The 22,837-nt window shown below is 70.2% G+C and carries 21 protein-coding genes; 9 read left to right on the forward strand and 12 right to left on the reverse strand.

Going from position 1 to position 22,837, the window contains the following annotated elements:
* From HMPREF0591_RS27430 to fdxA, 5 genes are all read right to left on the reverse strand, one after another.
* Window positions 1–555, reverse strand: a 555-nt coding sequence (locus tag HMPREF0591_RS27430; RefSeq protein WP_007172039.1) for an NAD(P)H-dependent flavin oxidoreductase, incomplete at its 3' end; no start/stop codon positions are given.
* Between the two features lie 4 nt (window positions 556–559).
* Window positions 560–904, reverse strand: coding sequence for a cupin domain-containing protein (locus HMPREF0591_RS27435; RefSeq protein WP_007172040.1), 345 nt, complete (start codon window positions 902–904; stop codon window positions 560–562).
* Between the two features lie 31 nt (window positions 905–935).
* Window positions 936–1,361, reverse strand: coding sequence for a hypothetical protein (locus HMPREF0591_RS27440; RefSeq protein WP_007172041.1), 426 nt, complete (start codon window positions 1,359–1,361; stop codon window positions 936–938).
* Entirely contained in the window at window positions 1,358–2,038 is a 681-nt protein-coding gene (locus tag HMPREF0591_RS27445) for a helix-turn-helix transcriptional regulator (protein WP_007172042.1), read from the reverse strand. Before HMPREF0591_RS27445 ends, HMPREF0591_RS27440 begins: the two co-directional genes overlap by 4 nt.
* Before the next feature lie 7 nt (window positions 2,039–2,045).
* Window positions 2,046–2,402: a ferredoxin gene (fdxA, locus tag HMPREF0591_RS27450; RefSeq protein ID WP_007172043.1), complete on the reverse strand. Its 357-nt coding sequence runs from the start codon at window positions 2,400–2,402 to the stop codon at window positions 2,046–2,048.
* A gap of 52 nt (window positions 2,403–2,454) precedes the next feature.
* Between fdxA and HMPREF0591_RS27455 the strand changes: the two genes are divergently transcribed.
* Both HMPREF0591_RS27455 and HMPREF0591_RS27460 read left to right on the forward strand, forming a co-directional pair.
* Window positions 2,455–3,063 (forward strand): DUF2249 domain-containing protein, encoded by a 609-nt coding sequence (locus HMPREF0591_RS27455; protein WP_007172044.1) that lies wholly within the window; start codon window positions 2,455–2,457, stop codon window positions 3,061–3,063.
* Window positions 3,063–3,884, forward strand: coding sequence for a class I SAM-dependent methyltransferase (locus HMPREF0591_RS27460; protein WP_007172045.1), 822 nt, complete (start codon window positions 3,063–3,065; stop codon window positions 3,882–3,884). The genes HMPREF0591_RS27455 and HMPREF0591_RS27460 overlap by 1 nt, the downstream gene beginning before the upstream one ends.
* Window positions 3,885–3,900: 16 nt before the next feature.
* Here the strand turns inward: HMPREF0591_RS27460 and HMPREF0591_RS27465 are convergent, their stop codons facing one another.
* Together HMPREF0591_RS27465 and HMPREF0591_RS27470 are read right to left on the reverse strand one after the other, a co-directional pair.
* The gene (locus HMPREF0591_RS27465) at window positions 3,901–5,061 is read right to left on the reverse strand and encodes a site-2 protease family protein (RefSeq protein ID WP_007172046.1); all 1,161 of its coding nucleotides are present in this window, start codon (window positions 5,059–5,061) and stop codon (window positions 3,901–3,903) included.
* 133 nt (window positions 5,062–5,194) lie between these two features.
* Window positions 5,195–7,300, reverse strand: coding sequence for an adenosylcobalamin-dependent ribonucleoside-diphosphate reductase (locus HMPREF0591_RS27470; protein WP_007172047.1), 2,106 nt, complete (start codon window positions 7,298–7,300; stop codon window positions 5,195–5,197).
* 134 nt (window positions 7,301–7,434) lie between these two features.
* Here HMPREF0591_RS27470 and HMPREF0591_RS27475 point away from each other — a divergent pair, with 134 nt between their 5' ends.
* From HMPREF0591_RS27475 to HMPREF0591_RS27485, 3 genes are all read left to right on the forward strand, one after another.
* Window positions 7,435–7,866, forward strand: a complete 432-nt coding sequence (locus HMPREF0591_RS27475; protein ID WP_007172049.1) for an Hsp20/alpha crystallin family protein — start codon at window positions 7,435–7,437, stop codon at window positions 7,864–7,866.
* A gap of 185 nt (window positions 7,867–8,051) precedes the next feature.
* Window positions 8,052–8,267, forward strand: coding sequence for a hypothetical protein (locus HMPREF0591_RS27480; protein WP_170826130.1), 216 nt, complete (start codon window positions 8,052–8,054; stop codon window positions 8,265–8,267).
* A gap of 115 nt (window positions 8,268–8,382) precedes the next feature.
* Entirely contained in the window at window positions 8,383–9,798 is a 1,416-nt protein-coding gene (locus tag HMPREF0591_RS27485; RefSeq protein ID WP_007172051.1) for a WS/DGAT/MGAT family O-acyltransferase, read from the forward strand.
* 25 nt (window positions 9,799–9,823) lie between these two features.
* Here the strand turns inward: HMPREF0591_RS27485 and HMPREF0591_RS27490 are convergent, their stop codons facing one another.
* The 3 genes from HMPREF0591_RS27490 to HMPREF0591_RS27500 all read right to left on the reverse strand — a co-directional run bounded on the left by HMPREF0591_RS27490 (window position 9,824) and on the right by HMPREF0591_RS27500 (window position 14,305).
* Window positions 9,824–11,482 carry an HAD hydrolase family protein gene (locus tag HMPREF0591_RS27490; RefSeq protein WP_007172052.1) on the reverse strand — a complete coding sequence of 553 codons (1,659 nt, stop codon included), beginning with the start codon at window positions 11,480–11,482 and terminating at the stop codon, window positions 9,824–9,826.
* A 168-nt stretch (window positions 11,483–11,650) separates the two neighbouring features.
* Window positions 11,651–13,036 (reverse strand): wax ester/triacylglycerol synthase family O-acyltransferase, encoded by a 1,386-nt coding sequence (locus HMPREF0591_RS27495; RefSeq protein ID WP_007172053.1) that lies wholly within the window; start codon window positions 13,034–13,036, stop codon window positions 11,651–11,653.
* A 15-nt stretch (window positions 13,037–13,051) separates the two neighbouring features.
* On the reverse strand, window positions 13,052–14,305 hold the full coding sequence (locus tag HMPREF0591_RS27500; RefSeq protein ID WP_040624172.1) for an alpha/beta hydrolase family protein: 1,254 nt from the start codon (window positions 14,303–14,305) through the stop codon (window positions 13,052–13,054).
* Window positions 14,306–14,525: 220 nt separating this feature from the next.
* On the opposite strand from HMPREF0591_RS27500, the gene HMPREF0591_RS27505 reads away from it, so the two are divergent.
* The gene (locus HMPREF0591_RS27505) at window positions 14,526–14,795 is read left to right on the forward strand and encodes a hypothetical protein (RefSeq protein ID WP_007172055.1); all 270 of its coding nucleotides are present in this window, start codon (window positions 14,526–14,528) and stop codon (window positions 14,793–14,795) included.
* A 13-nt stretch (window positions 14,796–14,808) separates the two neighbouring features.
* Here the strand turns inward: HMPREF0591_RS27505 and HMPREF0591_RS27510 are convergent, their stop codons facing one another.
* Window positions 14,809–17,610 carry an AMP-binding protein gene (locus HMPREF0591_RS27510; RefSeq protein WP_007172056.1) on the reverse strand — a complete coding sequence of 934 codons (2,802 nt, stop codon included), beginning with the start codon at window positions 17,608–17,610 and terminating at the stop codon, window positions 14,809–14,811.
* Window positions 17,611–17,794: 184 nt separating this feature from the next.
* A complete protein-coding gene (locus HMPREF0591_RS27515; protein WP_007172057.1) occupies window positions 17,795–18,778 on the reverse strand; it encodes a cyclic nucleotide-binding domain-containing protein in 984 nt (327 codons plus the stop codon).
* Between the two features lie 329 nt (window positions 18,779–19,107).
* Here HMPREF0591_RS27515 and HMPREF0591_RS27520 point away from each other — a divergent pair, with 329 nt between their 5' ends.
* The 3 genes from HMPREF0591_RS27520 (at window position 19,108) to HMPREF0591_RS27530 (ending at window position 22,732) form a co-directional block, all read left to right on the forward strand.
* Window positions 19,108–19,371: a hypothetical protein gene (locus HMPREF0591_RS27520; protein WP_007172058.1), complete on the forward strand. Its 264-nt coding sequence runs from the start codon at window positions 19,108–19,110 to the stop codon at window positions 19,369–19,371.
* Window positions 19,372–19,507: 136 nt separating this feature from the next.
* Window positions 19,508–21,349: an AMP-dependent synthetase/ligase gene (locus HMPREF0591_RS27525; RefSeq protein ID WP_040624238.1), complete on the forward strand. Its 1,842-nt coding sequence runs from the start codon at window positions 19,508–19,510 to the stop codon at window positions 21,347–21,349.
* A gap of 258 nt (window positions 21,350–21,607) precedes the next feature.
* Complete coding sequence (locus HMPREF0591_RS27530) at window positions 21,608–22,732, forward strand: Rv2629 family ribosome hibernation factor (protein ID WP_040624174.1); 1,125 nt, start codon at window positions 21,608–21,610, stop codon at window positions 22,730–22,732.
* Window positions 22,733–22,837 lie beyond the last annotated feature (105 nt).

Raw genomic sequence — 22,837 nt, forward strand, 5'->3', positions numbered from 1 at the left:
CGCACCGGCGGCCAGCACGGCGGCCAGGCTGCGCGCCGACGCGACGCCGCCGCCCGCCAGGACCGGCACCGACACGGCGTCCAGCACGCTGTCGAGCAATGGCAGGGTCGCGAGCTTCGTCTCCCCGTGGCCGCCACCCTCGGAGCCGCGGGCCACCAGGACGTCGACGCCGGCGTCGGCCGCCTGGCGCGCCCCGACGCTGTCGTAGACCTGCGTGGCGGTGGGGATCCCGGCGTCGTGCGCCCTGGCGACCCAGGACCAGTCGGTGCCGAAACTGACCGACAACAGGGCCGGCCGCGCGGCCAGGGCATCCTCCAGCAGACCCGCCTCGGTGCGCATCACCCAGTCGACCAGGCCGATGCCGAACGTCCCGCGCACGTGCTGCAGCTGCGCCTGCAGCAGTTCCCGGGTGGCGACGCTGCCCATCCCGACCATGCCCAGCCCGCCGGCCGCGGTGACCGCCGCGGCTAGGCGGCCACCGGCGACGCCGCCCATCGGCGCGTTGACGATCGGTACCCGCAGCCCGAATCCCCTCGACCAGGGCGTGGCAAGCATCCGGCTAGTGAGCCGAGGGAATGGTCTTCAGCACGGTCAGCATGACCACCGAATCCTCGACCGCGAGCAGGGCGTGCCGCTCGGCCGGAATCCCGACATAGTCGCCGGTCTTGCCTTCCCAGGCGTCACCGCCGGTGGTCAGCCGCACGTGCCCCTGCAGCACCTGCAGCGTCGCCTCACCGGGGCTGTCGTGTTCGGCGAGTTCATGGCCGGCAAGCAAAGCCAGCACGGTCTGCCGAAGTTCGTGAGTGTGGCCACCGTGGATGGTGTGGGCGGCCCGGCCGCTGTGCGATTCCTTGGCCTCGGCCAGCTTTTCGGACGCGAGGCTGGTCAACGAGATCGATTCCATAGCTGAGTCCTTTGCGGTTGGGCGGAGGAGATCAGGCCGTCAGTAGCAGTATCCCGGCCACGGTCAGCGCGACGACCTTGACCACCTCGAAGCCGACGTAGACGTAATGGGCCCGGGAGCGCGGTCCGTCGGAGCCGGCGAGGACGCTGTCGGATCGGCGCGTCAGCCTGGGGCGCACCGCGATCAGCTGCACGGCCAGCGCGCCGGCGGCGACGAGGATCGCGGCGGTGCTGCCGACCGGCGCCGGGCCGGCGACCACGATCGCCACGACCAGCAGGGCGAAGCACACCTCGACGGTGTTGAGGGCCCGGAACACCAGCCGCCCGATGCCGAGCCCGATCTGCAGCGTCACGTTGGGCGCGCGGAACTTCAGCGGGGCTTCCAAGAAGGAGATGGCCAGGACCATGCCGAGCCACACGAAGGTGACCGCGACGGCGACCGCCGCCGGCGCACTCATGTGGCCGCCGGCTGCGACGCCAGGTGCGCCACACAAAGATCGGGCTCGACGAACGCGTCGAGCCGGTCGACCGAGACGGGCGCCCCCCACGCATCCATCGCGCCTTGCATCAGGCCGAGGTGCACCGGGCAGACCACGGCGGTCCGGTTTTCGGCCAGCTCCAGGAACGGGCAGTGCCGCAGGCCGACCTGCTGCTCCCCGTCGGCGGTCCGGCGTTCGGGCGCGAAGCCGAGCTCGTCGAGCATGTTGACCAGGTGGTCGATGGCCTCCTCGGCGCTGGTGGTCCCGGCCGGCACCGCTTCCAGGCTGGAATCGAGCTTCTGCCCCCAGGCCCGGCCCGCGGCCACCGCCTTGGCGCCGGCGTCCGGCTCAGCGGCGAACGCCGTCGCCAGCACCTCGGCGAGCAGGCGATAGTGCCGCGTGCCGCCGCGGTCCATCTGCCGGACGGCGCGGAACATCAGCGGAGGACGCCCCGGCCCCTTGCGGTCGAGTTCGACGTGCTCCACCTGCCCGTCACCCACCAGGCTGTCGAGGTGGAAGCGGACGGTATTGGGGTGCACGCCCAACACGTCGGCGATCGCGGCGATGCTCATCGGATCGGGCGACATCCGCAACACCCGCAGCACCTCGCGGCGGCGGCTCGCTGATTCCCCGATCGACGTGGGCGGCAACTTCACGGGACCCTCACGCTCCTTCCGCTTGGTCGGCCCTCGGTTGAGCGGCCACCAAAGGCGTGTCTACACCGAGCGGACCCATTTTCGCCGCTCCACCCGGGGATCCCAACGGCGCATCGCGTCCCGGCAGCGTTTCGGCGAAGAACGCCGCGTTGTCGGCCAGGTACGGGTTGAGCTCATCGGGCAGATCGTCTTCGTAGTAGATCGCGTCGACCGGGCACACCGGTTCGCACGCCCCGCAGTCCACGCATTCGTCGGGATGAATGTAGAGCGCCCGACCGCCCTCGTAAATGCAGTCGACCGGACACTCGTCGACACAAGCGCGGTCCATCACGTCGATGCATGGCTTCCCGATCACGTACGTCATGCGCTAGAGTTTACACAACCTCACTTGTAAAAACGAGAGTTTGGGAGAACCAGTGTCCGTCAACGAGCTTGACGTCCGGCAGCTGCGCAAGCCGGACAAGCACCCCACGATCTTCGCGACCTACGCCGCCCTGTCGGTCGGTGAGTCGTTCGTCTTGGTGAACAACCACGACCCCAAGCACCTGCGGGCCGAATTCGACGCCGACCTGCCCGGCGGATACGACTGGGAATACCTCGACAAGGGGCCCGAGGTCTGGCGGATCCGGATCACCAAGCTCACCTCCACCCCGCCGCCCCGAATCCTGGCCGACACCAACGACTTCGCCGCGGCGGGAGCCGACGCGTCCGGGGCGGTGTGGAAGCTCGAGGCCCGGGAACGCGACCTGGATTCCAACGTCATCGCCTTGCCGCCGGGCGGCTCGATCGACGCGCACACCGGACCCGCCCTGGACGTGCTGATCCACGTGCTGTCCGGCAGCGGCCGGCTGACCACCGAATCGGGCACGATCGATCTCTTCCCGGGCGCGTTGCTGTGGCTGCCGCGCCGCTCGCGGCGGCAATTCACCGCGGGCGCGGAGGGACTGCGCTACCTCACCGTGCATCAGCGGCGCCAGGCGCTGGTTCTGGAGCCGCTGAAACGCACTGCGGGACAGGCGGTCTGATGACCAAGCCACCCGCCGATGCGCGGCCTCCCCTGCCCTCGGCGGCTCGCGCCGACGACGCCGTTGCGGGCCATTGGCTGCTGGCCCGGCTCGGCAAGCGGGTCCTGCGCCCCGGCGGCGTCGAACTCACGCGCACGCTGCTGGCCCGCGCCGGGCTGGCCGACGCGGACGTGGTCGAGCTGGCCCCGGGCCTGGGCCGCACCGCCACCGAGATCCTGGCCCGCCACCCCCGCTCGTACGTCGGCGCCGAGGCGGATCCCGACGCGGCGAACGTCGTTCGCGGCGTGCTCGCCGAACTCGGCGTCAAGAACGGCGACGTCCGCGTCGCCGACGCGGCGGCGACCGGATTGCCGGACGCCAGCACCGACGTCGTCATCGGGGAGGCGATGCTGACCATGCAGGGTGACGCCACCAAGCACGCGATCGTCGCCGAGGCGTCGCGCGTGCTGCGCGCGCACGGCCGCTACGCGATCCACGAGTTGGCCCTCACTCCGGACTCCGTCTCCGACGAGGTGAGCACCGACATCCGGCAATCGCTGGCCCGGGCGATCAAGGTCAACGCCCGCCCGCTGACGATCGCGGAATGGTCCCGGCTGCTGGCCGAACACGGGCTGGTGGTCGACCACGTCGCGACCGCGCCGATGGCCCTGTTGCAACCGCGCCGACTGGTCGCCGACGAGGGGCTGCTCGGGGCGCTGCGGTTCGCCCGGAACGTGCTCGTGCACCGGGACGCCCGCAAGCGGGTTCTCACCATGCGCCGCACGTTCCGCCGGCACCGCAAGCAGCTGGCCGCCGTCGCCATCGTCGCCCACAAACCCTGACGGTAAGCGGCATTGCCTAAACGCTTTGCGTCGAGGCCGGTTTCGCGTCCCCGGGGTGGGCGAGCCGGTAGACCTCGATGAGCCGCGCCACGTCGGTCGGCGTCACGATGCCGACGACCTGGCCGCCCTCGAACACCAGGGCGCGGCTGCGGGGACCGGCGGGCGCCATCCGCTCCAGCAGCGCGGTCAGCGGTTCCTGCGGCGCGCCCGAGGGCACCTCGTGCAGCGGTTGCGCGACTTCCGCCACGGTGGTGGTGGCGCGCCGCCCGGGCGCGACGTCACGCAACTGCCGCAACGTGATCAGGCCCGTCACCGCACCGCTCGGGTCGACGACCGGGTACGCCGAGTGCCGGTCGCCGAGCACGTAGCGCTGGACGAAATCGTCGACGGTGATCCATCCCGGGGCGGTGTGCGGCCGGGCCGTCATCGCGTCGGTGACACGCACCCCGGAAAACATCTGCTGGGTCGAAATCCGCGTCTCCTCCTCGCGGCTGGCCGCGAAGATGAACCAGCCGATGAAGGCCAGCCAGACGCCGCCCACCATCCCGCCCAGCAGGAATTCGGCCAATCCCAACCCGATCAGGATGAACGCCACCACCCGTCCGGCGTGGGCCGCGCCAATGCTGGCGCGGACGCTGTCCCCGTGGCGTCGCCACAGGAAGGCGCGCAGCACGCGGCCACCGTCCAGCGGCGCGCCCGGCAACAGGTTGAACAGGCCCAGCAGCAGGTTGATGCCGGCCAACCAGGAGGCGACGCCGACCACGATGGGGGCGGCGCCCACGGTCGACAGGGCGGCAACCAGGCCGCCGAAGATCGCCGCCAGCGCGAGGCTGGTGGCCGGGCCGGCGATCGCGATGCGGAAGGCGGCCTTGGGTGTCTTCGCCTCGCCACCCAGGGTGGTCACCCCGCCGAACAGCCAGAGGGTCACGCTGCCCACGGACACCCCGGCGCGGCGGGCGACGACGGCGTGCGCGAGTTCGTGCGCCACCAGCGAGGCCAACAGCACCAGCGCGCCGCACGCCCCGGCCAGCCAGTAGGCGCCGTGCGAATACCCTTTGACGCTGCCGGGCAGCGTGCTGGCCAGGCTCCAGGTGAACAGCCACAGGATCACCAGCACGCTCCAGTGGACGTTCACCGGAAAACCGGCGATCCGCCCAATCGGAATGGCATCGCGCACCGCAGAACCTCCGAAGTCGTTGCGACAGGGCGGTTGACTGCCGCCCCTCACCGACGGTAGGGCGACGCCGTGCTCGCCGCTAGGGTCGTTGGACCCCGGGGCCGCTGCGGCCGACCGGTCCGCGTGGGACGCGTCAAAACTCGCACCGGCGCCCCAGGCAGCCGCCGCTGAACGTGGCGTCGGCGGCGAGCAGCGCCTCGTCGGTACCGACGTAGCTGAGCACCTGCCCGGCCCGACTGCCGTAGCGGTACACGGTGATGCCCTTCACCCTCGCTCGCCACGCGGCCAGGTAGATCGTGCGGACGTCCTCGACGGTCGATTCCGCCGGCAGGTTGACGGTTTTGGACACCGCGGCGTCGACGTGCCGCTGCACCGCGGCCTGCATCCGCAGGTGCCACTCCGGGGCGATTTCCGCGGCGGTGGGGAACGCCGCCCGAACTTCGGCGGGCACGTGTGGGTCCCGGCGCACGCCGCCGTGCCGGGCGATTTCGGCGATCAGGTCGGGATGGTAGAAACCCCGGTCGCGGGCGAGCCGGTCGAAGCACGGGTTGACCTCGAGCAGGCGCCGCCCGATGACGGCGCGGATGTAGGCGATCGCGAACATCGGCTCGATCCCGGCGCTCGTCCCGGCGATCAGCGAGATGGTGCCGGTCGGGGCGATCGAGGTGAGTTGGGCATTGCGCCGCGGCGCCGAGCCCGCGAACCGGCTGTGGCCGAAGGCCGGAAACGGTCCGCGTTCCTCGGCCAACCGCTCGGAGGCGGCGTGCGCGGCCCGGTTGACGGTGCGCGCGATCCGGGCGGCCAGCCGCACCCCGCGCTCGCTGTCGTACGGGATGCCCAGCCCGGCCAGCAGTTCCGCCAGGCCCATCACCCCCAGGCCGATCTTGCGGGTGGCCGTGGTGGCGGCCTCCACCTCCGGGAAGGGCAAGCGGCTGACGTCGATCACGTCGTCGAGAAAACGCACGGCCAGCTCCGCCACCGCGGTGAGTCGTTCCCAGTCGACGCCGCCCGCCCCGACCATCCGGGCAAGGTTGATGGAGCCCAGGTTGCACGATTCGTAGGGCAACAGCGGGACTTCGCCGCACGGGTTGGTGGCCTCGATCCGGCCGAGGGCGGGCGTCGGGTTGGCGCGGTTGATCGTGTCGAGGAACACCAGCCCGGGGTCGCCGCACCGGTGTGCGGCTTCGCAGATCGCGGTGAACAGGTCGGCCGCGGACACCGTCGCGGCCGTCTTGCCCGTCCTCGGGTTGACCAGGCGGTGGCTGCCGCCGCGCCCGACGGCGCGCAGGAACTCGTCGGTCACGCCGACGGACAGGTTGAACTGGTTCAGCTCGGTCTGCGAGCCGGATTTGGCGGTGACGAAGTCGTAGATGTCGGGGTGCGACACGTCGAGCACCGCCATCGACGCGCCGCGCCTGCGACCGCCCATCGAGATGACCGCGGCGGCGTAGTCGAACAGGCGGAGGAACGACAGCGGCCCGCTGGCCGTTCCCCCGGTGCGTACGACCAGATCGCCGGTGGGCCGAAGGTGGCTGAACGTGTAGCCGGTCCCCCCGCCGGCCTGGTGAATGTCCGCGCCCTGCGCGAGCGCGGTGAAGATCGAATGCAGCGAATCGTCCACGGGCAGAACGAAACATCCCGAGAGCAGCCCCAGTTCGGTGCCGGCATTCATCAGCGTCGGCGAGTTGGGTAGGAACTCGAGGCCGCGCAGCAGCGCCGAAAACCGTTGGGCCCACTGTGCCGAGGAGCCGGGCCGGAACTTCTCCTCGGCGCCCGCGACGTGGTCCGCGACGCGATCCATCATCTCGCCGGTCGATTCGACGGGCCTGCCACGGTCGTCGCGCAGCAGGTAGCGCTCGCCCAGCACCGTCACGGCGGCCACGCTCAGCTTCAGTTCGTCGCGCACGCCCAGCAGCTCTTTGGTCGCGCGCAGTTCGGCATGCTGCCGGCGGTACACGGCGTAGGCGCGGGCGACGTCGTCCAGCCCGTCCGCCGTCAGCCGCGCCTCGACCAGGTCCTGGATGCCCTCGACCGTGGGGATCCCGCTGCGGAACCGGCCCACCAGGGCGTCGGCGACCGACCGGGCCAGCAACGCGGGCAGCTGCGGGTCACGGTGCCCGGCCTCCCGCGCGGCCCGGCCGATCGCCGTCTCGATGCGGGCGACGTCGAAGGGCACCAGGCGCCCGTCCCGGCGCCGGACGTTCGACGGCCACCGCGCGGACCGCGCTGTCCCGACCATCACTCGAGTATCCCCGCCGGGCCAAAAGTCATCGCCCAAAACGTGATAGGGACTTCCGTCCCTACCGCGGAGCCGGCCCGCATGGTCGGATCGGAGGCGTCGGTTTCAGCAACAGACATTTCAGGAGCAAGACCATGACCACCACCGTGCCCGCGACGCAGAAGTCGCACATGCTGTTCCCCGAGTTCTCCGACTTTTTCTCGGGATTCCCGTCGTTCGCCGGAATCCGTTCGATGTTCGACACCCGGCTCATGCGACTGGAAGACGAGATGGTTGACGGCCACTACGAGGTGCGCGCCGAGATCCCCGGCATCGACCCGGCCAAGGACGTCGATGTCACCGTCCGCGACGGTCAGCTCACGATCAAGGCGGAGCGCAGCGAGAAGAAGGAATTCGACGGCCGTTCGGAATTCTCCTACGGCTCGTTCGTGCGCACCGTGGCGCTGCCGTCGGGAGCGAACGAGGACGACATCAAGGCCACCTACGACAAGGGCATTCTGACTGTGTCCGTGCCGGTTTCGCAGCCCGCGCCCGAGGAGAAGCACGTAAAGATCGCCGCCAAGTAGTCGGCCGGACCACGGGCCCGGGCAGCGTGGCCCGGGCCCGCACGGCCGAATCCGGTGATGACTTTGGACCCGATCCGCAATCTGCGCGTGACGGAATGGGGGCGCCGTCTGACGTAACTTGGCTGGTGCCGGTTGCGGCTGAACAAGGGAGTATGACGGCCATGGGTGGTACCCCACCGTTGTTGTTGACCGACTCTGACGTGGACGCACTGGCGTGGGAGTTCCTGCAGTCGCGCTATCTCGGCCCGATCTATGCGGACTGGTCGCCCGATCGACGCCTCGACACGTTCCTTCGCCGCCGCGGGCTGGCGCGCGTCGCCGACGACGGCGACCTGTCCAACACCGTCCTGGAACGCATTCTGGGCCAGGTGGGCCGCGCTTCGCGCCCGGCCCGGCGGTAACCGGCGGGCCCGGCGGTAGACCGGTCCCACCGCTTCGGGACCAACGGCACTATCGGCACTCGCGCCGCGCGACGGATAGTGATCCCGATCAGTGCGAAGCGGAGATGAGCGGGGCATGGAACAGCTAACCACCCTGGAAGCGAGTTTCCTGGAGGCCGAGGACGCCGACCGGCACGTGAGTATGGCGATCGGCACACTGGCCGTCATCGACGGGCCGGTGCCTAACCCACAGGAACTGGCCGCGACGCTGTCCGAACGCGTTCGCGACGTGCCCCGGTTCACCCAACTCGTGCACAAGCACGCCTTCGATTTGGCGGCGCCGGGATGGATCGAGGACACCAACTTCGACATCGGCCACCACGTGCGCATGGTGGCTTTGCCTCCCCCGGGCGACGATTCGGCGATGTTCCGCTTGATCGCCGACCTCATGGAACGCCGCCTGGACCGCGATCATCCCCTGTGGGAGTGCTGGATCATCGAGGGCCTGCCGGTTGGGCGGTGGGCCACGCTGGTGAAGATTCACCACTGCCTGGCCGACGGAATCGCCATCGTGCGGATGATCACCCGCCTTGCCGACCCGGGCACCGGCGAAACGTACGCCGGCGACATCTGCGCCGCCAAGGAACCGCCACCGTCCATCGTGCTGTCGGCGGGACTGCGTCGTGACCCGCGGACCTGGGCCCGCGGCCTGTGGCGCGCGTCGGTGGCCACCACCAGTACCGCCGCGCACACCGCCATGGGGGCAACCGAATTCATCGCCGGCCTGCTCGCGCCGGCGGGAGGGTCGTCGCTGCGCGGACCGGTCAGCACCATGCGCCGGTACAGCGCGGCGCGGGTCTCGATGAAGGACGTCGAGACCGTCTGTCAGGCCTTCGGCGTGACACTCAACGATGTGGCGCTGGCCGCGATAACGGACAGCTTCCGGACCGTGCTGCTGCGCCGCGGGGAGAAACTTCGGCGCAACTCCCTGCGCACCATGATCCCGGTGTCGGTGCGTTCGCCCAACACCATGGACCGCACCGACATCCGCGTCTCCGCGATGCTCTCGTCACTGCCGGTCGAAGAACACGATCCGGTCAGGCGGCTGAAAACGGTGCAGGCGCGGCTGGGCAGGCTCAAGGCAAGCGGTGAACGGCAGGCCGCCAAAGCCTTTGTCACGCTGACCAATTACCTGCCGTTCGCCGTGAACGCGTGGACGGTGCGGGTGCTGACCCGGCTCCCGCAGCGCAGCGTCGTCACGCTGGCCACCAACGTGCCCGGTCCGCGCCAGCGGCTCCAGGTCCTGGGCCGTCCGGTCGAGCAGTTGCTGCCGATTCCGCCCATCGCCCTGCAGCTGCGCACCGTGATCAGCATGCTCAGCTACGTCGACGAACTGGCGATCGGCGTCACCGCCGACTACGACGCCACACCGGACGTCGACGAGCTGGCCCGCGGCATCGAACTCGGCGTCGCACGCTTGGTGACCCGGGCCCTGTCGCGAAAGCCCGTGCAGCCCAGGCAAAGCCGTCGGGCCGCCCGGATCACGAACTAGGCCGCGCGGCCCCGTGCCGGTCGGCTCACCGGCGTTGTTCGGAAGGCAGGTAACGTTTCTCCACCGCCTGCACCAATTGCTGGCGGATGCGCTCCACGTCGGCGGCGCGACGGGCCTCGAGGTCGTCCTCCCAGGCCGCCACCCGCGCCGCGAGCTCCTTGTCGGCGATGGTGCCTTCCAGCCAGTGCGAGAAGTCGCCGCGTTCGAGATGGTATTCGAGCGCCTGTTGGTCGAGCCGCCGCAGCGCGACGGTGAAGTCGTGCATCGTTGCGGCGGGAGCGATGGGGAGGCCGTCGGTGGTGTGGAAGTAGAACCGCCGCTCCGCGGGGAGGCGGATATCGGCGTATTTGTGGCGGTGCCGCACGTGCTTGGTGTGGCGTTCGCCGATCGTGAAGTCGCGCGGTGGTCCCGCGCCGAATCGGACGCTGGCGCCGCGGGGCGACCCCAGGTCCGTCGCGGTGTCGGGCCTCGTCAGCGCCAGCACCACGTCGCTGCTGTCGAGCTCGTGGGCGGGCAACGACGCCGGGACGAACGAGCACAGCACGTAACCGCCCCGACGCGCCCAGTGCGCCTCCTCCCCGTTGCCGAGCAGATGGGCCTCGTCGTAGACGACCCAGTGCGGAAATCCGTACTGTTCGCGGTGCGCCTCGGCGGTCGACCGCAGCCGGCGCACGTAGTCGCTCTTGCTCGGTTCGGCCAAACCCGACAAGTCCACCACCAGGCCGGAGTTCGGGCGCAGCGCGTCGACCAGCTCGGCCGGTTCCGGCAGGTGGTGGCCGGTGTCCACGACCCGCACATGGCTGAGTTGCTGCAGCTGCAGGTGATCGCCTTCGGGGTCGATGACCAGGACGCAGTAGCCGGCCGAGAGCCATCGCTCCGCCATCAGGCCGACGAGGTAGCTCTTTCCCGACGCGGCGGGCCCGGTCACCAGGATGCGCGCCTGACTCCCCGGCACCCTGGTGGGGGTTCCGTCGTCGAATTCGCCGATCTCGAGCCAGTGGCGCGGGGGGCAAAAGCGTTGCGCCCCAGACAGATACGGGCCGGTCAGCAACCCCGCGACGCCCGCGCCCCCCGGCGCGTCCAGGACCACGTCGGCGAAGCGCCGCAGCGACGGGACCGCGTCAGCCACCGCGGCACCTACCTCGGCGACGGCCAGCAACGACAGGTCGTTCTCCGCGTCGCCCACCGCCACGGTGTTGTGCGGGGACAGATTCATCATCTCGAGCAGCGCGGTCAGCCCGGTCCCCTTGGTGATGCCCGCCGGCAGCACCATCAGGGCGGACCGGTTTCGGATCAGCTGGTAGTCCATCCCCAGCTCGGCGATCGCCTCGACGACGGCAGACAGGTGCTCGCCGGCGACGGCCACCAGCACCTCGCCCCGCCGGTACGGGATCCCGCGCTCGTCCAGCGCCCGGTCGAGGTCGGGACCGACCGGCGGCGCCAGCGCGTGCGCCTGCCCGTCGAACACGACGACGGCGCCGTTCTCCAACACCAGCGCGTCGACGTGGTCGGCCAACTGCGGGTACTCGGCGTGCAATTCGGCGCCGATGCGGCCGGTGGCCACCACGATCGCCAGGCCTTCGCTCCGCGACTGGTCGACGGCGTGCAGGGTCGCCCGGTCCAGGCTGCCGCTCGAGGTGAGGGTGCCGTCGAAGTCGACCGCCACCACCTTGAAAAACGCCACAGCCTTGCCACCTGTATCCGCTGAAACCGAGGTCCGGATTGCTCGCGCCGGGACGCCCGATCTACCGGCGCCCGATGCTCAACCTATGGGCCCGGGCGCGCCGCCCTCTAGGGCCGTTCGTCCTCGTTCGGCGCCGGCGCGTGCACCCGGCGAACCGCGGTGCCCCGGTTAGCCCAGCGCGCGTTCCAGCTCGGCCAGGCACTCCTCGGTCATCGGGATGAACGTCTCGACATCGGGCACCACCTCGCGGCCGGCGGCGTAACCGAACCCGATCCGGTCGGCATACGAGCACGTCGTGATGTTGAGCGCGTGACCGTCGTAGACCGTCGACACCGGGTACATCGCCTCGATACGGGCGCCGTTCCAATACATTTCGGTCGCCGGGCCGCGCACGTGCGAAATCGGCAGGTTGTATCCGGTGCGGATCTTCGGGGTGAACGGCAGCAGCGGGCCGATTGCCGTCGCGGCGATGCTTCCGGCGTTGGTCAGCAGCGACGCCGCCGCTCCCCGTTTGGCCACCCAGTGCTTTCCCTCCGACATCGACCGATGGATCGCATCCAGCCGGGCCAGCGGATCGTCCAGGTCGGTGCCCAGCGGGCACATCCACAGTCCAAACCTGTTGCCGTGCTGGTCGTTCGGTGTGTCGTGCGCGGGGTCGCGCACCGTGATGGGGCAGGCGGCCACCAGTGGGCGGTTGGGCAGCTCGCCGCGGTCGCGCAGCCAGCGCCGCACCACACCGGCCGCCATCGCGGTGAGCACCTCGTTGCCGGTCACGCCGGCCGCCCGCCGCACGGCCTGGATGCGATCCTTCGCCCAGCTGCCCGCGGCGACCGCACGCTCGGGGCCCAGGCGGCCGTTGAACCGGGTGTAGGGCGCCCCGAGGGGCAGCACGGTGGTGTGCCCGACCAAACTGTCCAGCACCGTCGCGATTTCGCCGGTGGCCACCCGCCCGATCAGCCCCACGCCCGACGTCGCCGCGCCGGTCAGCGTGCGCAGCGGTGCGACCAGACGGGACACCAGCCCACCCGGCGCCGGCGGGGCGTGCGGGCGGCGGTCCGCGTAAAACGGTGGCATCGACCGGCGGTCGGGATCAGCGCTCAGCGCGTCGGTGATCATCTGGAAACCCGCCACCCCGTCGGTCACGGTGTGATGCACCTTGATGTAGAAGGCGAAGCGGCCGCCGTCGAGGCCGTCGATCAGATACGACATCCACATCGGCCGGCTCCAGTCCAGCCGCAGGGCGTCCAGCTCGCCGATCAGCCGCCAGAACCCGTCCCCGATCACGGTCCGGCGCTGGCAATGCCGGCTCACGTCAACGGAATCCGCGTGCCGCCACACCCACATGCCGCCGGTGTCCACGCCGCGGTGCGGGTACCGGCGCAGCCGCGGATCGATCGAGTCGTTCCCGGCGAGCGTCGCCCGGTGCAATTCGTCGACGTAGTCCGGCCCGGCGCCGGCGGGGGGCGACAGGATCAGCACGGCGCCGACGTGCATCGGGTTGGACACCGCCTCCGCGGTCATCATCGCTGCGTCCAGCGGATCCAGCGGGTTCACCGTCGGCCGCCGTGACTAGGCGGGGAGGTCGCGCTGCGCCGCGGCCCCGTTCAACAGGCCGGACTGCTGCAACGCCGCCTCGACGAACCGCTGTACCGGTCGCGCACGGAAGAAGCCGGTGTGACCGCCGCGGTACCAGACGATTTCGGGCTTGCCCCAGTGCTCCCACAGGCGGACCACCTGCTCGCGCGGGTGCACCACCTGGTCGGCGACGCCGGCGTAGATGAAGCGGCCCCGCCGGGGCACCAGGGGCGCCAGCGACAGCGGCGACGTCATCCGCCCGATGGGCTCGGCCAGTTCGATCGTCTGACGGCGCGGATCGTCGGCGGCGAGGCCGGAGTGCCGACTCAGCAACCCGACCAGGTCCGCGACGGGGACACCGAGGATCGCACAGGTCAGGCCCTGTTCGAGGCTGGCGACAAGTGCGGTGATGTAGCCGCCCAGCGACAGGCCGTTCAGCCCGATCTGCGATTCCGGCTCCTCCCGGCGTATCCAGGACAACAACCGCCGGATGTCCCACACCGCCTGCGCCGTCGCGTGCACGTCGTCGAGGATGTCCTCCCCGGGAAACACCGCGCCCTTCGGCAGGGCCCGGGCGCGCGGGCCGTGCATCGGCAGCACCGGCATGACAACGTTGAGCCCCAGGTCTTCGTGCAGCCGCCAGGACCGGAACAACGCGAGATCCAAAGCGGCGCGACCCATTTCGGTGCCGTGGATGCAGACCAGCCAGGGCCGCGGCTGCGGGTGACGCAGCAACAGCGCGTACTCGCGGTTGTTTGCGCTGTAGCTCGTCCACCGCTGGGCGCCGGGTTCACCCGGCCGGGGCAGGTATCCGCTGTCGAAAGACATCCGATAGAAGGTTCGCCTGCCCTTCTTGACCTGTCGCATCGTGACGTCCGTGAGGGGCGGGGGCGGGCGGAAAAATCTCTTCGGATGGTCGAGCCAGCCGCGGTCGCCGTAGAACTTCAGCCCCGCGACCACCTCGCCCGTGATGCGCTCGCAGTCCTCCGGCCGGCTGATCGGACGCCGGGCCTTCAGGCCCATCAGGACGACCTCGTCGCGGAACGCCTGCGCCGCCAGGGCGAGGGTGGGCCGGGCGATCGGAAGCTCGTCGGGCGCTTGCCCGAGGTAGTCGCGCCACGACTCGGCGAGGTACCGGCCGGTGCTGGTGAACGGCTTGACGGCGCTGCTCAGGCCGACGCCACCGGGCGGGCTCAAGGGCAATACACCCGGACGCCGGGAACCGCCATCGTTGGTCGATACCGCCATGTGGGCAAACTAGCAGGCGCCCAAATCGGCGTGTTAGGGACTTACGGCCCGGCAGCGGCCGCGAAAGTCCTTGGCTGGCAAGCCGACGGCGGCGCAGCGCCCCGGGCCATATGACAGGGCCCGAAGGGTCTTTCGTCACTCGCGCCGGCGCCCGGCCGGTCGTAACGTCGGAGCGGCCGCAGGCATTTCCGACGCCCCCTTGTCGATTAGGAGTGGGATCATGAGCGAGGCACCGCAAAAGTCCGAGCCGCGCTGGGCCGAACTCTCTGACGACGTGCTCGAATCGGTCGAGACCGGCCGCAAACACGCGATCGAGGCGGTCCGCAAGTTCGTCGACCAGATCAGCCCGGTGCTCCCCGAGCAGTCACGACGCAAGACCGTCGTGGACGCCGCCCTGGACCTGGCCGACGAGCTGGTCACCGCGCGCATCGAATTCTTCCGCAGCGTGGTGCGAAGTGCCGGCCAGGCGGTCGGTAAGCACGACGAATAATCCGCACCCCGGATCATTCGACGTCCGGCTCCCCCGAGAGCAGCAGCACGGCGTCCCGCACGGCATGTTGCAGTTCGACCGCCGCTGCCCAGTTGTCGCCCGCGGGCGCGATCGGCCGACCGACCGTGATGTCGATGGCTCCGCGCCGCGGGAAATGGTGCTCGGGACGAAGGATGGTCCGGGTCCCGCGAATCCCCACCGGGGTCACCGGCGCGCCGGTTCGGGCGGCCACCACGAACGCACCCATGTGGAACGGCCGCAACCCCGGGGCACGGGCCAGGCGACCTTCGGGAAAGATGACGAATGACTGCCCGGCGCGCACCAGGCCGGTCAGGCGGTCGGTGTCCGCCACGCCGTGTTCACGCTCGTGCCGCTCGACGAACTGGTGGCCCAGCCGCCTGAGCACGAACCCGTTGAGGCCTTGGTGTTCAAGGACTTCGGCGGCGACGAAGTGAAACGATCGCGGCATCACCGCCGCCAGCGCCAACGGATCGATCCAGCTGGGATGGTTGACCACCGCGATCGACGCGCCCGACGGGAGGCCGTCGAGGCCGTGCACGCTGATCGCCGTCCCAGTGAGGCGGGCCAGCAGCCGGACCGCCGCGCGGGCCACCCGCCAGCGCCAGTCCGCCCGCGGGAGCAGCAGCAGCAAGAGGGCGACGTGCAACCCGAGGACCGTGTACACCGCCCAGGCGTATCCGGCGAAGGCCACGTCTTCCGCCGCCCGACGAGCGCGGCGCAGCGACGGCGCTGCCCCACGGAGGCGGAGCCGCACCAGTTCCCACCACACCGCGCGCGGTCGCGCGCCGATCCTGCCGGCCTGATACAGCCCGCGGCTGGCGGCCCGCCTGATCTTGCCGCTGGACGTCTTGAGCACCGTGCGCGGCGGCGCCAGCACCACCTCGTCGGGTGCAACGCCCAGCAGATCGACTGTAGCGGAGGCTATTTCGGAGCGTAGCGCGGCTCGGGCGTCGTCCCTGATCGCTCGGGTCTCGGCCAGCACCACGAGCCGTTCGGGGCCGCCGGAGGGATCGGGGGAGGCGAACACCGCCACACATCCCTTGCGGACGCCCCCGATGTTGCCCACCGCTTCTTCGAGTTCCGCGGGGTGCAGGTTGCGTCCGGCCCGGATGATCACGTCCTTGATCCGGCCGGTCACGTAGAGGTCGGCCTCGACCGTGTATCCGAGATCGCCCGTGTCGAGCCAGTCGCCGTGGAACAGCGCGCGGGTGGCCGCCGGGTTGTTGAAGTAGCCCGCGGTCGCCGACGGACCGCGGAACTCGACGCGGCCCTCACGGCGATCGCCCAATTCGTTGCCGGCCGCGTCGAGGATCCGGATCTCGTGCCCCGGCAACGGCCGGCCGCAGGCGACGAATCGCAGGTCCCGCTCCCCCGGCCGGGCGGGCTCGGCCCGGCCGGACCGGGCGAATGCGTCCCGGCGGATTCGGTCGATCAGCGGACCGCGGCCCAACGGTGGGAAGGCCAGACCCACCGACGACTCGGCCAGCCCGTAGACCGGCGTCATCGCCTCGCGGCGAAACCCATAGGGGGCGAAGCGATCACCGAATCGTTCGATGGTCGCGGCGCTCACCGGTTCGGCGCCGTTGTAGGCCAGTCGCCAGCAACTGAGGTCGAGCCCCTCGATCTCGTCGTCGCGGATCTTCGACAGGCAGAGCTCGTAGGCGAAGTTCGGGCCGGCCGACATGCTGGCACGGTTGTCGTGAATCGCCCACAACCATCGCGACGGGCGCATCAGGAACGCCTGCGGGCTCATCACCACCAGGGGGACGCCGAAGTACATGCAACCCAACCACGCACCGATCAGGCCCATGTCGTGGTACAGCGGGAGCCAACTGACGAACGTGTCCGCCCCGGTGGCCGCCGCGGCCCGGCCCATCGCCCGGATGTTGGCGAGCAGGTTGTGGTGCGTGAGCGCGACGCCTTTGGGCTGCCCGGTGCTGCCCGAGGTGTACTGCACCAGCGCGAGGTCCCCGGCGCGGGGACGGGGAAGGGGTGTGGTGGCGTGTTCGCCTGCGCGCGTCAGTGTTTCGGCGACGACGACGTGGCGCAGGCTTTCCACGTTCGAGCGCAGCAGGTGGCCGAGGGTGACGGCCTCCGGCACGGTGACGAGCATCGTGGCGCCCGCGTTGGCGAGGATGCCGGCGGTGCGGCGCAGGTGATCGGCCAGCTGGGAGGGTCGCGAGGGCGGGTAGACCGGGACGGGCACCGCACCGGCGAGGGCCACACCGGCGAAGGTCACGAAATACTCCCGGCAGGTGGGCAACATGATCGCGACCGCCTGGCCCGGCATGACGTCGTGCGCGATCAGCCCGGACGCCACGGCGGCCGCCCCCCGGTGCAGGGCCGAGTAGGTCATGTCGGCGCCGTCCGGGGCGCCGCCCGCATCGTCGAGGATGCGGAGGTGGGTGCGGTCGGGGGTCGCGCCGACGTGCCAGTTGAGAACGTCGTTGAGGGTCAGCGCGGACTCCGGCTCCGCAGCGGTCGACGCGCTGGCCGGCGGTGCGACGCCGCCACGGTCCGCCCGCACCGCGGGACGGCTGAGAACCAGGGCCGGGTTGAGCGCGGCCACCAGGTCGCGCGGCGTCTCCGCGCTGGCCAGGATGTGGGGCGGCAGCGTCACCCCGAATTTGTCCTGGACGCGCAGCAGCAGTTCGGCAAGCTCCAGGCTGCCGATTCCCAGGGTGTCGAACGAGCTGTCAAGCGTGACGCGGGGCGGCGCGGCCTGCGCATGAACCTCCGCCACCAAACCGCGCACCAGCGCCAGGACCGGAGGGGCGCAATCTTGGGTCGCCATCGTTCATCCAGCGCACCGGTCGGCCACCGGGCGGGCGTGGCCGGCGGGCCTCACAGCGCAGACGGTGAGCGACTCCACGGGGCGGCTCCTTGAACTGGCGAACACGTCGATGCTGCGGGTGCATCGGCGCGTCCGGGAAGGGCGCAAAGCCATCGAATCGCGGGGCATTCGTCACTTGCGACCGCTAGTCGAAGGCGTTGATCACCTGACGGGCCACGTCCCGGATCTGCTGATAGACGGCGCGATCGAGGGGCAGATCGCGAAAGCGCGGTATCTCGCCCGTCGTGGTGACCACCCCCGGTTCCTCGTGCGCCCAGCGCGCGTTCACCTTGTCTCCCAGCACCCGGGCGGGCGGATTGTCGGACAGCACCCGGGCGTGAAACCGCTTGATGCCGTCCACGCGCGCCGCGACGGCCAGCGCACCGAGCAGCAGCGTCCCGATCCCGCGACCCTGGTAGCCGTCCGCCACGGTGAGCGCAACCTCGGCCGATGCGGGGTCGTCCTGGTCGCGGACGAAGCGGGCGTCCGCGACGACCGGCCCCGCCACGCCGTCGGTGACGACCCACACGAAGTGGTCGACGTAGTCGACCTCGAACAGATAGGCCAGGCGCGCATCGGTCGGGGCGCCACCCTGGTACCGCCGGTACAGGGTCTCCCGGGAGAAGGAACCGCTGCTCTTGAACCGCTCGGCGTCGCCCGGCAGGACGGGGCGCAGCGAGAGCGGGGCGCCGTCTCTGGTCGACACCGGAATGGGGGCGATGAAGGCGGCCAACCGCTGCCGCGCGGTGCGCAGCATCCGGTCGGCAAGGACCGGCATCGCCAGGATGCAGTCGAAGGCGGCGCCGTATCCGGTGTAACCCCGCACGTCCTCGCGCGCGGTCACCGTCGCCGTTCGGGGCGCGTGCCGCGGCAACGCGATCTCGCCGATGATCGTCGCCGACGCCAGCTCGGTGGTCGTGACCCGGCCCTTCGGCCCGACGTGTCTCACCACGAGCCGGCCGGACGCGATGATCGCGAACGACTCCGCTCGCTCGCCCTGCCGCATCAGCACCTCACCGGCGATCGCATGCAACGGCTCCAGCAGGCCGGCCAACCCGGCAAGGTCCTCCGCCGGAACACCGGCAAAAACGGGCAGCGCCGCCAGCTCGTCGGTGCTGACAGCCCTCACGTCTGCCCACCTCTCCGCCCGAGACTGCGGCCCGAATCACGCCCCGATTGCGAATCCGTTGCTAAATCGGTCTTCTCGCCGATTTGGCGATCCGGCGCCCTTGAAACGAGTAGCGTGGCGATGCACCATCTCCCGATGTACGGTACGCGACCAGCGCCGTCCTCGCGGGAGAAGTAGGTAGGTGACCGCAGTGACATAAGACCCTGCCGGACTGGGACCTCGGCAGGCCGGAAGCGAGACCAAAGCCTTTGGGCGATCGTGCTCTTGGCCTCTACGGCCGGACCTCTGGGTCTGGTCGGATGGACCGTTGAGGCTAGCGGGGAGGGAACATGAAGACAGCGAAGTGGCGGCAGCACTGGTCACAGCGCAGGCCGGCAGCCACGATCTATCAGCTCACCGACCGCCTGCACGAGGGACATGTCGCCCGCGTACCCGCCAATCAGATACCCGCGACCGTGTCGGCCTGGTTGGCCGAGCTGGGCGCCCACAGCCCGCTGGTCGACGACCTCGAGCGCGCGGTCCGCGGCGGCGACTGGTCCGCCGCACACGCCCTCGGTGAGTGCCTGTCCATCGAGATAGCCCTGGCCGACTGACGCCCGTCCGGGGACGTTTGCCGATCCCCACGTGACTTTCGTCTCTACCGCGTGACCCCAGCGCCTTCGCAGGATCGAACGGTACCTACCGGGTCGACCACGTCCCGGTATCCGTTCGGCAACAATGGATCGCGTCATGAAAGCACCGCTGGCCTCAATGGAGAGGCCCGACTTCCGCAAGATCGAGAACCGCGCCCCGTCGGTGGCACAGATGTTCGTCAATCGCGTCGCGGCCACCCCCCACGCGGAGGCCTTCCGGTATCCGCTCGACCACACCTGGGCGAGCGTGACCTGGCAGCAAGTCGGCGAACGCGTCAGCAATCTCGCCGCGGGGCTGATCTCGCTGGGGATCGGGCCCGAGGACCGTGTCGCGCTCGCCTCCGCGACGCGGTACGAGTGGGTGCTCGCCGATTTCGCGATCATGTGCGCAGGCGGCGCGACCACCACGGTGTATCCGACGACGAACGCCACCGATGTCGCCTACATCGTCGCCAATTCCGGCAGCCGGGTGGTGGTCGCCGAAAACCAGACCCAGCTGGACAAGCTGCTCGAGCACCGGGCCGAACTGCCCGACGTGAGCAAGGTCGTCCTCATCGACGGCAACGGCGACGGTGACTGGGTGATCTCGCTGGCCGATCTGGACCTGCTGGGCAAGCAACTGCTCGCGGACAGGCCCGACGCCGTCAACGAGCGGGTCGCGGCCGTCGGCCCCGAGCAGCTGGCGAGCCTCATCTACACCTCGGGAACCACCGGACGGCCCAAGGGCGTGCGCCTGACGCACGGCGCGTGGACGTACACCGCCGCCGCCATCGATTCGCTGGACATCCTGGGCCCCGACGACTTGAACTTCCTCTGGCTGCCCCTGGCGCACGCGTTCGGCAAGGTGATGCTGGCGTTGCCCTTGCAGATCGGCTTCCCCACCGCCATCGACGGCCGCGTCGAGCGGATCATCGACAACCTCGCGGCCCTGCGGCCGACCATCATGGGCGCGGCGCCGCGCATCTTCGAGAAGGCCCACGCCCGAATCCAGGACATGGCCGCCGATCGGGGCAAGGTCACCAAGATGATGTTCGACTGGGCCATCGGGGTCGGCATCAAGGTGTCGCAGGCCCGGCAGGCCGGCAAGAAGCCGTCGTTGGCGTCGTCGCTGGCCTACAAGGTCGCCGACCGGCTGGTGTTCACCACGATCCGGGAGCGTTTCGGCGGCCGCCTGCGCTTCTTCGTCTCCGCCGCCGCCGCGCTGGACCGCGACGTCGCGCAGTGGTTCGACGCCGTCGGCATCATCGTGCTCGAGGGCTACGGGCTGACGGAAACCGCGGCGGCGTCGTTTATCAACCGCCCCAACGCTTATCGGTTCGGGACCGTCGGGTGGCCGTTTCCCGCCACCGATGTGCGGATCGCCGAAGACGGCGAGGTGCTGCTCAGGGGGCCCGGCGTGATGACCGCCTACCACGATATGCCGGACGCGACCGCCGAGGCGCTGGACGGGGACGGATGGTTCCATACCGGCGACATCGGGGAGATCGACGCCGACGGATTCCTGCGAATCACCGACCGCAAGAAGGACATGTTCAAGACGTCGCAGGGCAAGTACGTGGCGCCGTCGGCGATCGACGCGCGCTTCAAGGGCGCCTGCCCGTATGTGAGCGAGATCGTCGTCTACGGGGAGGGCAAGCCGTACTGTGTCGCGCTGGTCAGCCTGGACACCGAGGCGATCACCGACTGGGCCAACAAGAATGGTCTGGCGGGCAAGTCCTTCGCCGAGATCGCGCACGACGACAAGACACAGGAGCTGATCGCCGGATACATCGACGCCCTCAACGCCGAGCTGAATCGCTGGGAGCAGATCAAGAGATTCGCGATCGCCGACCGCGAATTCACGGTGGAATCGGGCGATCTGACGCCGAGCATGAAACTCAAGCGCAAGGTGGTCATCGACAAATTCGCCGATCGCCTCGACGCCCTCTACGCGCAGTGACGGTCGGCCTTCGTCACTCGGTCGCGCCTCGCCGAGCGTCACGCGGTCGCGCCTCGCCGAGCGTCACGCGCTCGCGCCTCGCCGAGCGTCACGCCAGCGTGACCCCGGCGGGCGCTAGTCACGCTGGCGTGACGCTCGGGGGATGGCGTGGCCCGGGACCTAAGACCCCAGTCTCGGGGCTAACGACCCTCGTGGAGGCGCGCCCGCCGTTCCTACGGTTGGCACATAGCGGCAATGGCAGCAGTGGAGAGGGATGACATGCAAACAGATCGCCTCAGATGGCTGGTCAAAGCGAAAGGCCCGTTCGCCTCGGTGTATTTCGACGACTCGCACGACACCCTGGACGCCACCGAGCAGCTGGAAGCCAAGTGGCACGGCATCCGCCAGCAGCTGCACGACATGGGCGCCGGCGAGGACGTCGTCGGCATGGTGGAGCAGGCCGTGTGGCACCATCGGCCGACCGTTGGGCGGCGCGGCCGCGCGGTGATCGCGACGGCCGAGCAGGTCCTGATCAACGAGAATCTGCTCAGCCCGCCGCCGGCCACCGTGGCCCGGCTGTCCGACTACCCGTACCTGGTGCCGTTGATCGACGGCGAAATGCGGCGTCCCACCTACGTGTTCGCCTCGATCGACCGCGCGGGGGCCGACATCAGCCTGCATCGCGGGGGCACCGTCAGTTCCGAAAGCGTTGACGGCGGCGGCTATCCGGTGCACAAGCCGGTCACCGCCGGCTGGAACGGTTACGGCGACCTGCAACACACGACCGAGGAAGCCATCCGGATGAACTGCCGTGCGGTCGCCGACGAACTCACGCGCCTGGTGGACGACGCGGACCCCGAAGTGGTGTTCCTGTGCGGCGAGGTGCGTTCGCTTGCGGACCTGATTGCCGAACTGCCGGAGCGGGTCGCCGAACGGGTGGCGCAGCTGCACGCCGGGACGCGGAAGAGCCATTGCGACGACGAAGAGCTGAGCGAGCTGACGGGCGCGGAGTTCGCGCGCCGCCGAGGCCTCGAGATGTCCGCCCTCACCGAACGTTTCGAGGCGGAGGTCGGCCGCGGCTCGGGGCGGGCGGCTGAAGGCCTCCCCGACGTCTGCCGCGCGCTGCGCGACGGCAACGTCGCCACGCTGATCGTCGGCGAGTTGGGCGACGCCACCGTGGTCACCGGCACGTCGCTGACCACCGTCGCGCCCGATGCCGATGTGCTGTCCGAGCTGGGCGAGCCGGTGGGACGGGTGGCACGGGCCGATGAGGCGTTGCCGTTCACCGCGATCGCCGTGGGCGCCTCGTTGGCCCGGACCGGCGAGCTGATCACCCCGGCGGACGGCGTGGGTGCGCTGCTGCGCTACGCCGCGGGCGACAGGGCGCACCGCCGCGGCGCGTAAGAACGAGACCCGTAGAAACGAGAACTACTGAGCCGCCCGGAGTTTGGAGCGGCGGTCCCGGACAGGGGGATGCCGGGACCGCCGCGGATTCAGTTGGTCTAGTGG

The sequence above is a fragment of the Mycobacterium parascrofulaceum ATCC BAA-614 genome (assembly GCF_000164135.1).
Lineage (GTDB): Bacteria > Actinomycetota > Actinomycetes > Mycobacteriales > Mycobacteriaceae > Mycobacterium > Mycobacterium parascrofulaceum.

Excerpts from the sequence above, each read along its gene's own strand:
- HMPREF0591_RS27435 (WP_007172040.1), bottom strand. The coding sequence starts at position 904 with ATGGAATCGATCTCGTTGACCAGCCTCGCGTCCGAAAAGCTGGCCGAG.
- HMPREF0591_RS27520 (WP_007172058.1), top strand. The coding sequence starts at position 19,108 with ATGAAGACAGCGAAGTGGCGGCAGCACTGGTCACAGCGCAGGCCGGCA.
- fdxA (WP_007172043.1), bottom strand. The coding sequence starts at position 2,402 with ATGACGTACGTGATCGGGAAGCCATGCATCGACGTGATGGACCGCGCT.
- HMPREF0591_RS27470 (WP_007172047.1), bottom strand. The coding sequence starts at position 7,300 with ATGGTCGGGACAGCGCGGTCCGCGCGGTGGCCGTCGAACGTCCGGCGC.
- HMPREF0591_RS27510 (WP_007172056.1), bottom strand. The coding sequence starts at position 17,610 with ATGGCGACCCAAGATTGCGCCCCTCCGGTCCTGGCGCTGGTGCGCGGT.
- HMPREF0591_RS27475 (WP_007172049.1), top strand. The coding sequence starts at position 7,435 with ATGACCACCACCGTGCCCGCGACGCAGAAGTCGCACATGCTGTTCCCC.
- HMPREF0591_RS27440 (WP_007172041.1), bottom strand. The coding sequence starts at position 1,361 with ATGAGTGCGCCGGCGGCGGTCGCCGTCGCGGTCACCTTCGTGTGGCTC.
- HMPREF0591_RS27460 (WP_007172045.1), top strand. The coding sequence starts at position 3,063 with ATGACCAAGCCACCCGCCGATGCGCGGCCTCCCCTGCCCTCGGCGGCT.
- HMPREF0591_RS27500 (WP_040624172.1), bottom strand. The coding sequence starts at position 14,305 with ATGGCGGTATCGACCAACGATGGCGGTTCCCGGCGTCCGGGTGTATTG.
- HMPREF0591_RS27530 (WP_040624174.1), top strand. The coding sequence starts at position 21,608 with ATGCAAACAGATCGCCTCAGATGGCTGGTCAAAGCGAAAGGCCCGTTC.
- HMPREF0591_RS27525 (WP_040624238.1), top strand. The coding sequence starts at position 19,508 with ATGAAAGCACCGCTGGCCTCAATGGAGAGGCCCGACTTCCGCAAGATC.
- HMPREF0591_RS27505 (WP_007172055.1), top strand. The coding sequence starts at position 14,526 with ATGAGCGAGGCACCGCAAAAGTCCGAGCCGCGCTGGGCCGAACTCTCT.
- HMPREF0591_RS27485 (WP_007172051.1), top strand. The coding sequence starts at position 8,383 with ATGGAACAGCTAACCACCCTGGAAGCGAGTTTCCTGGAGGCCGAGGAC.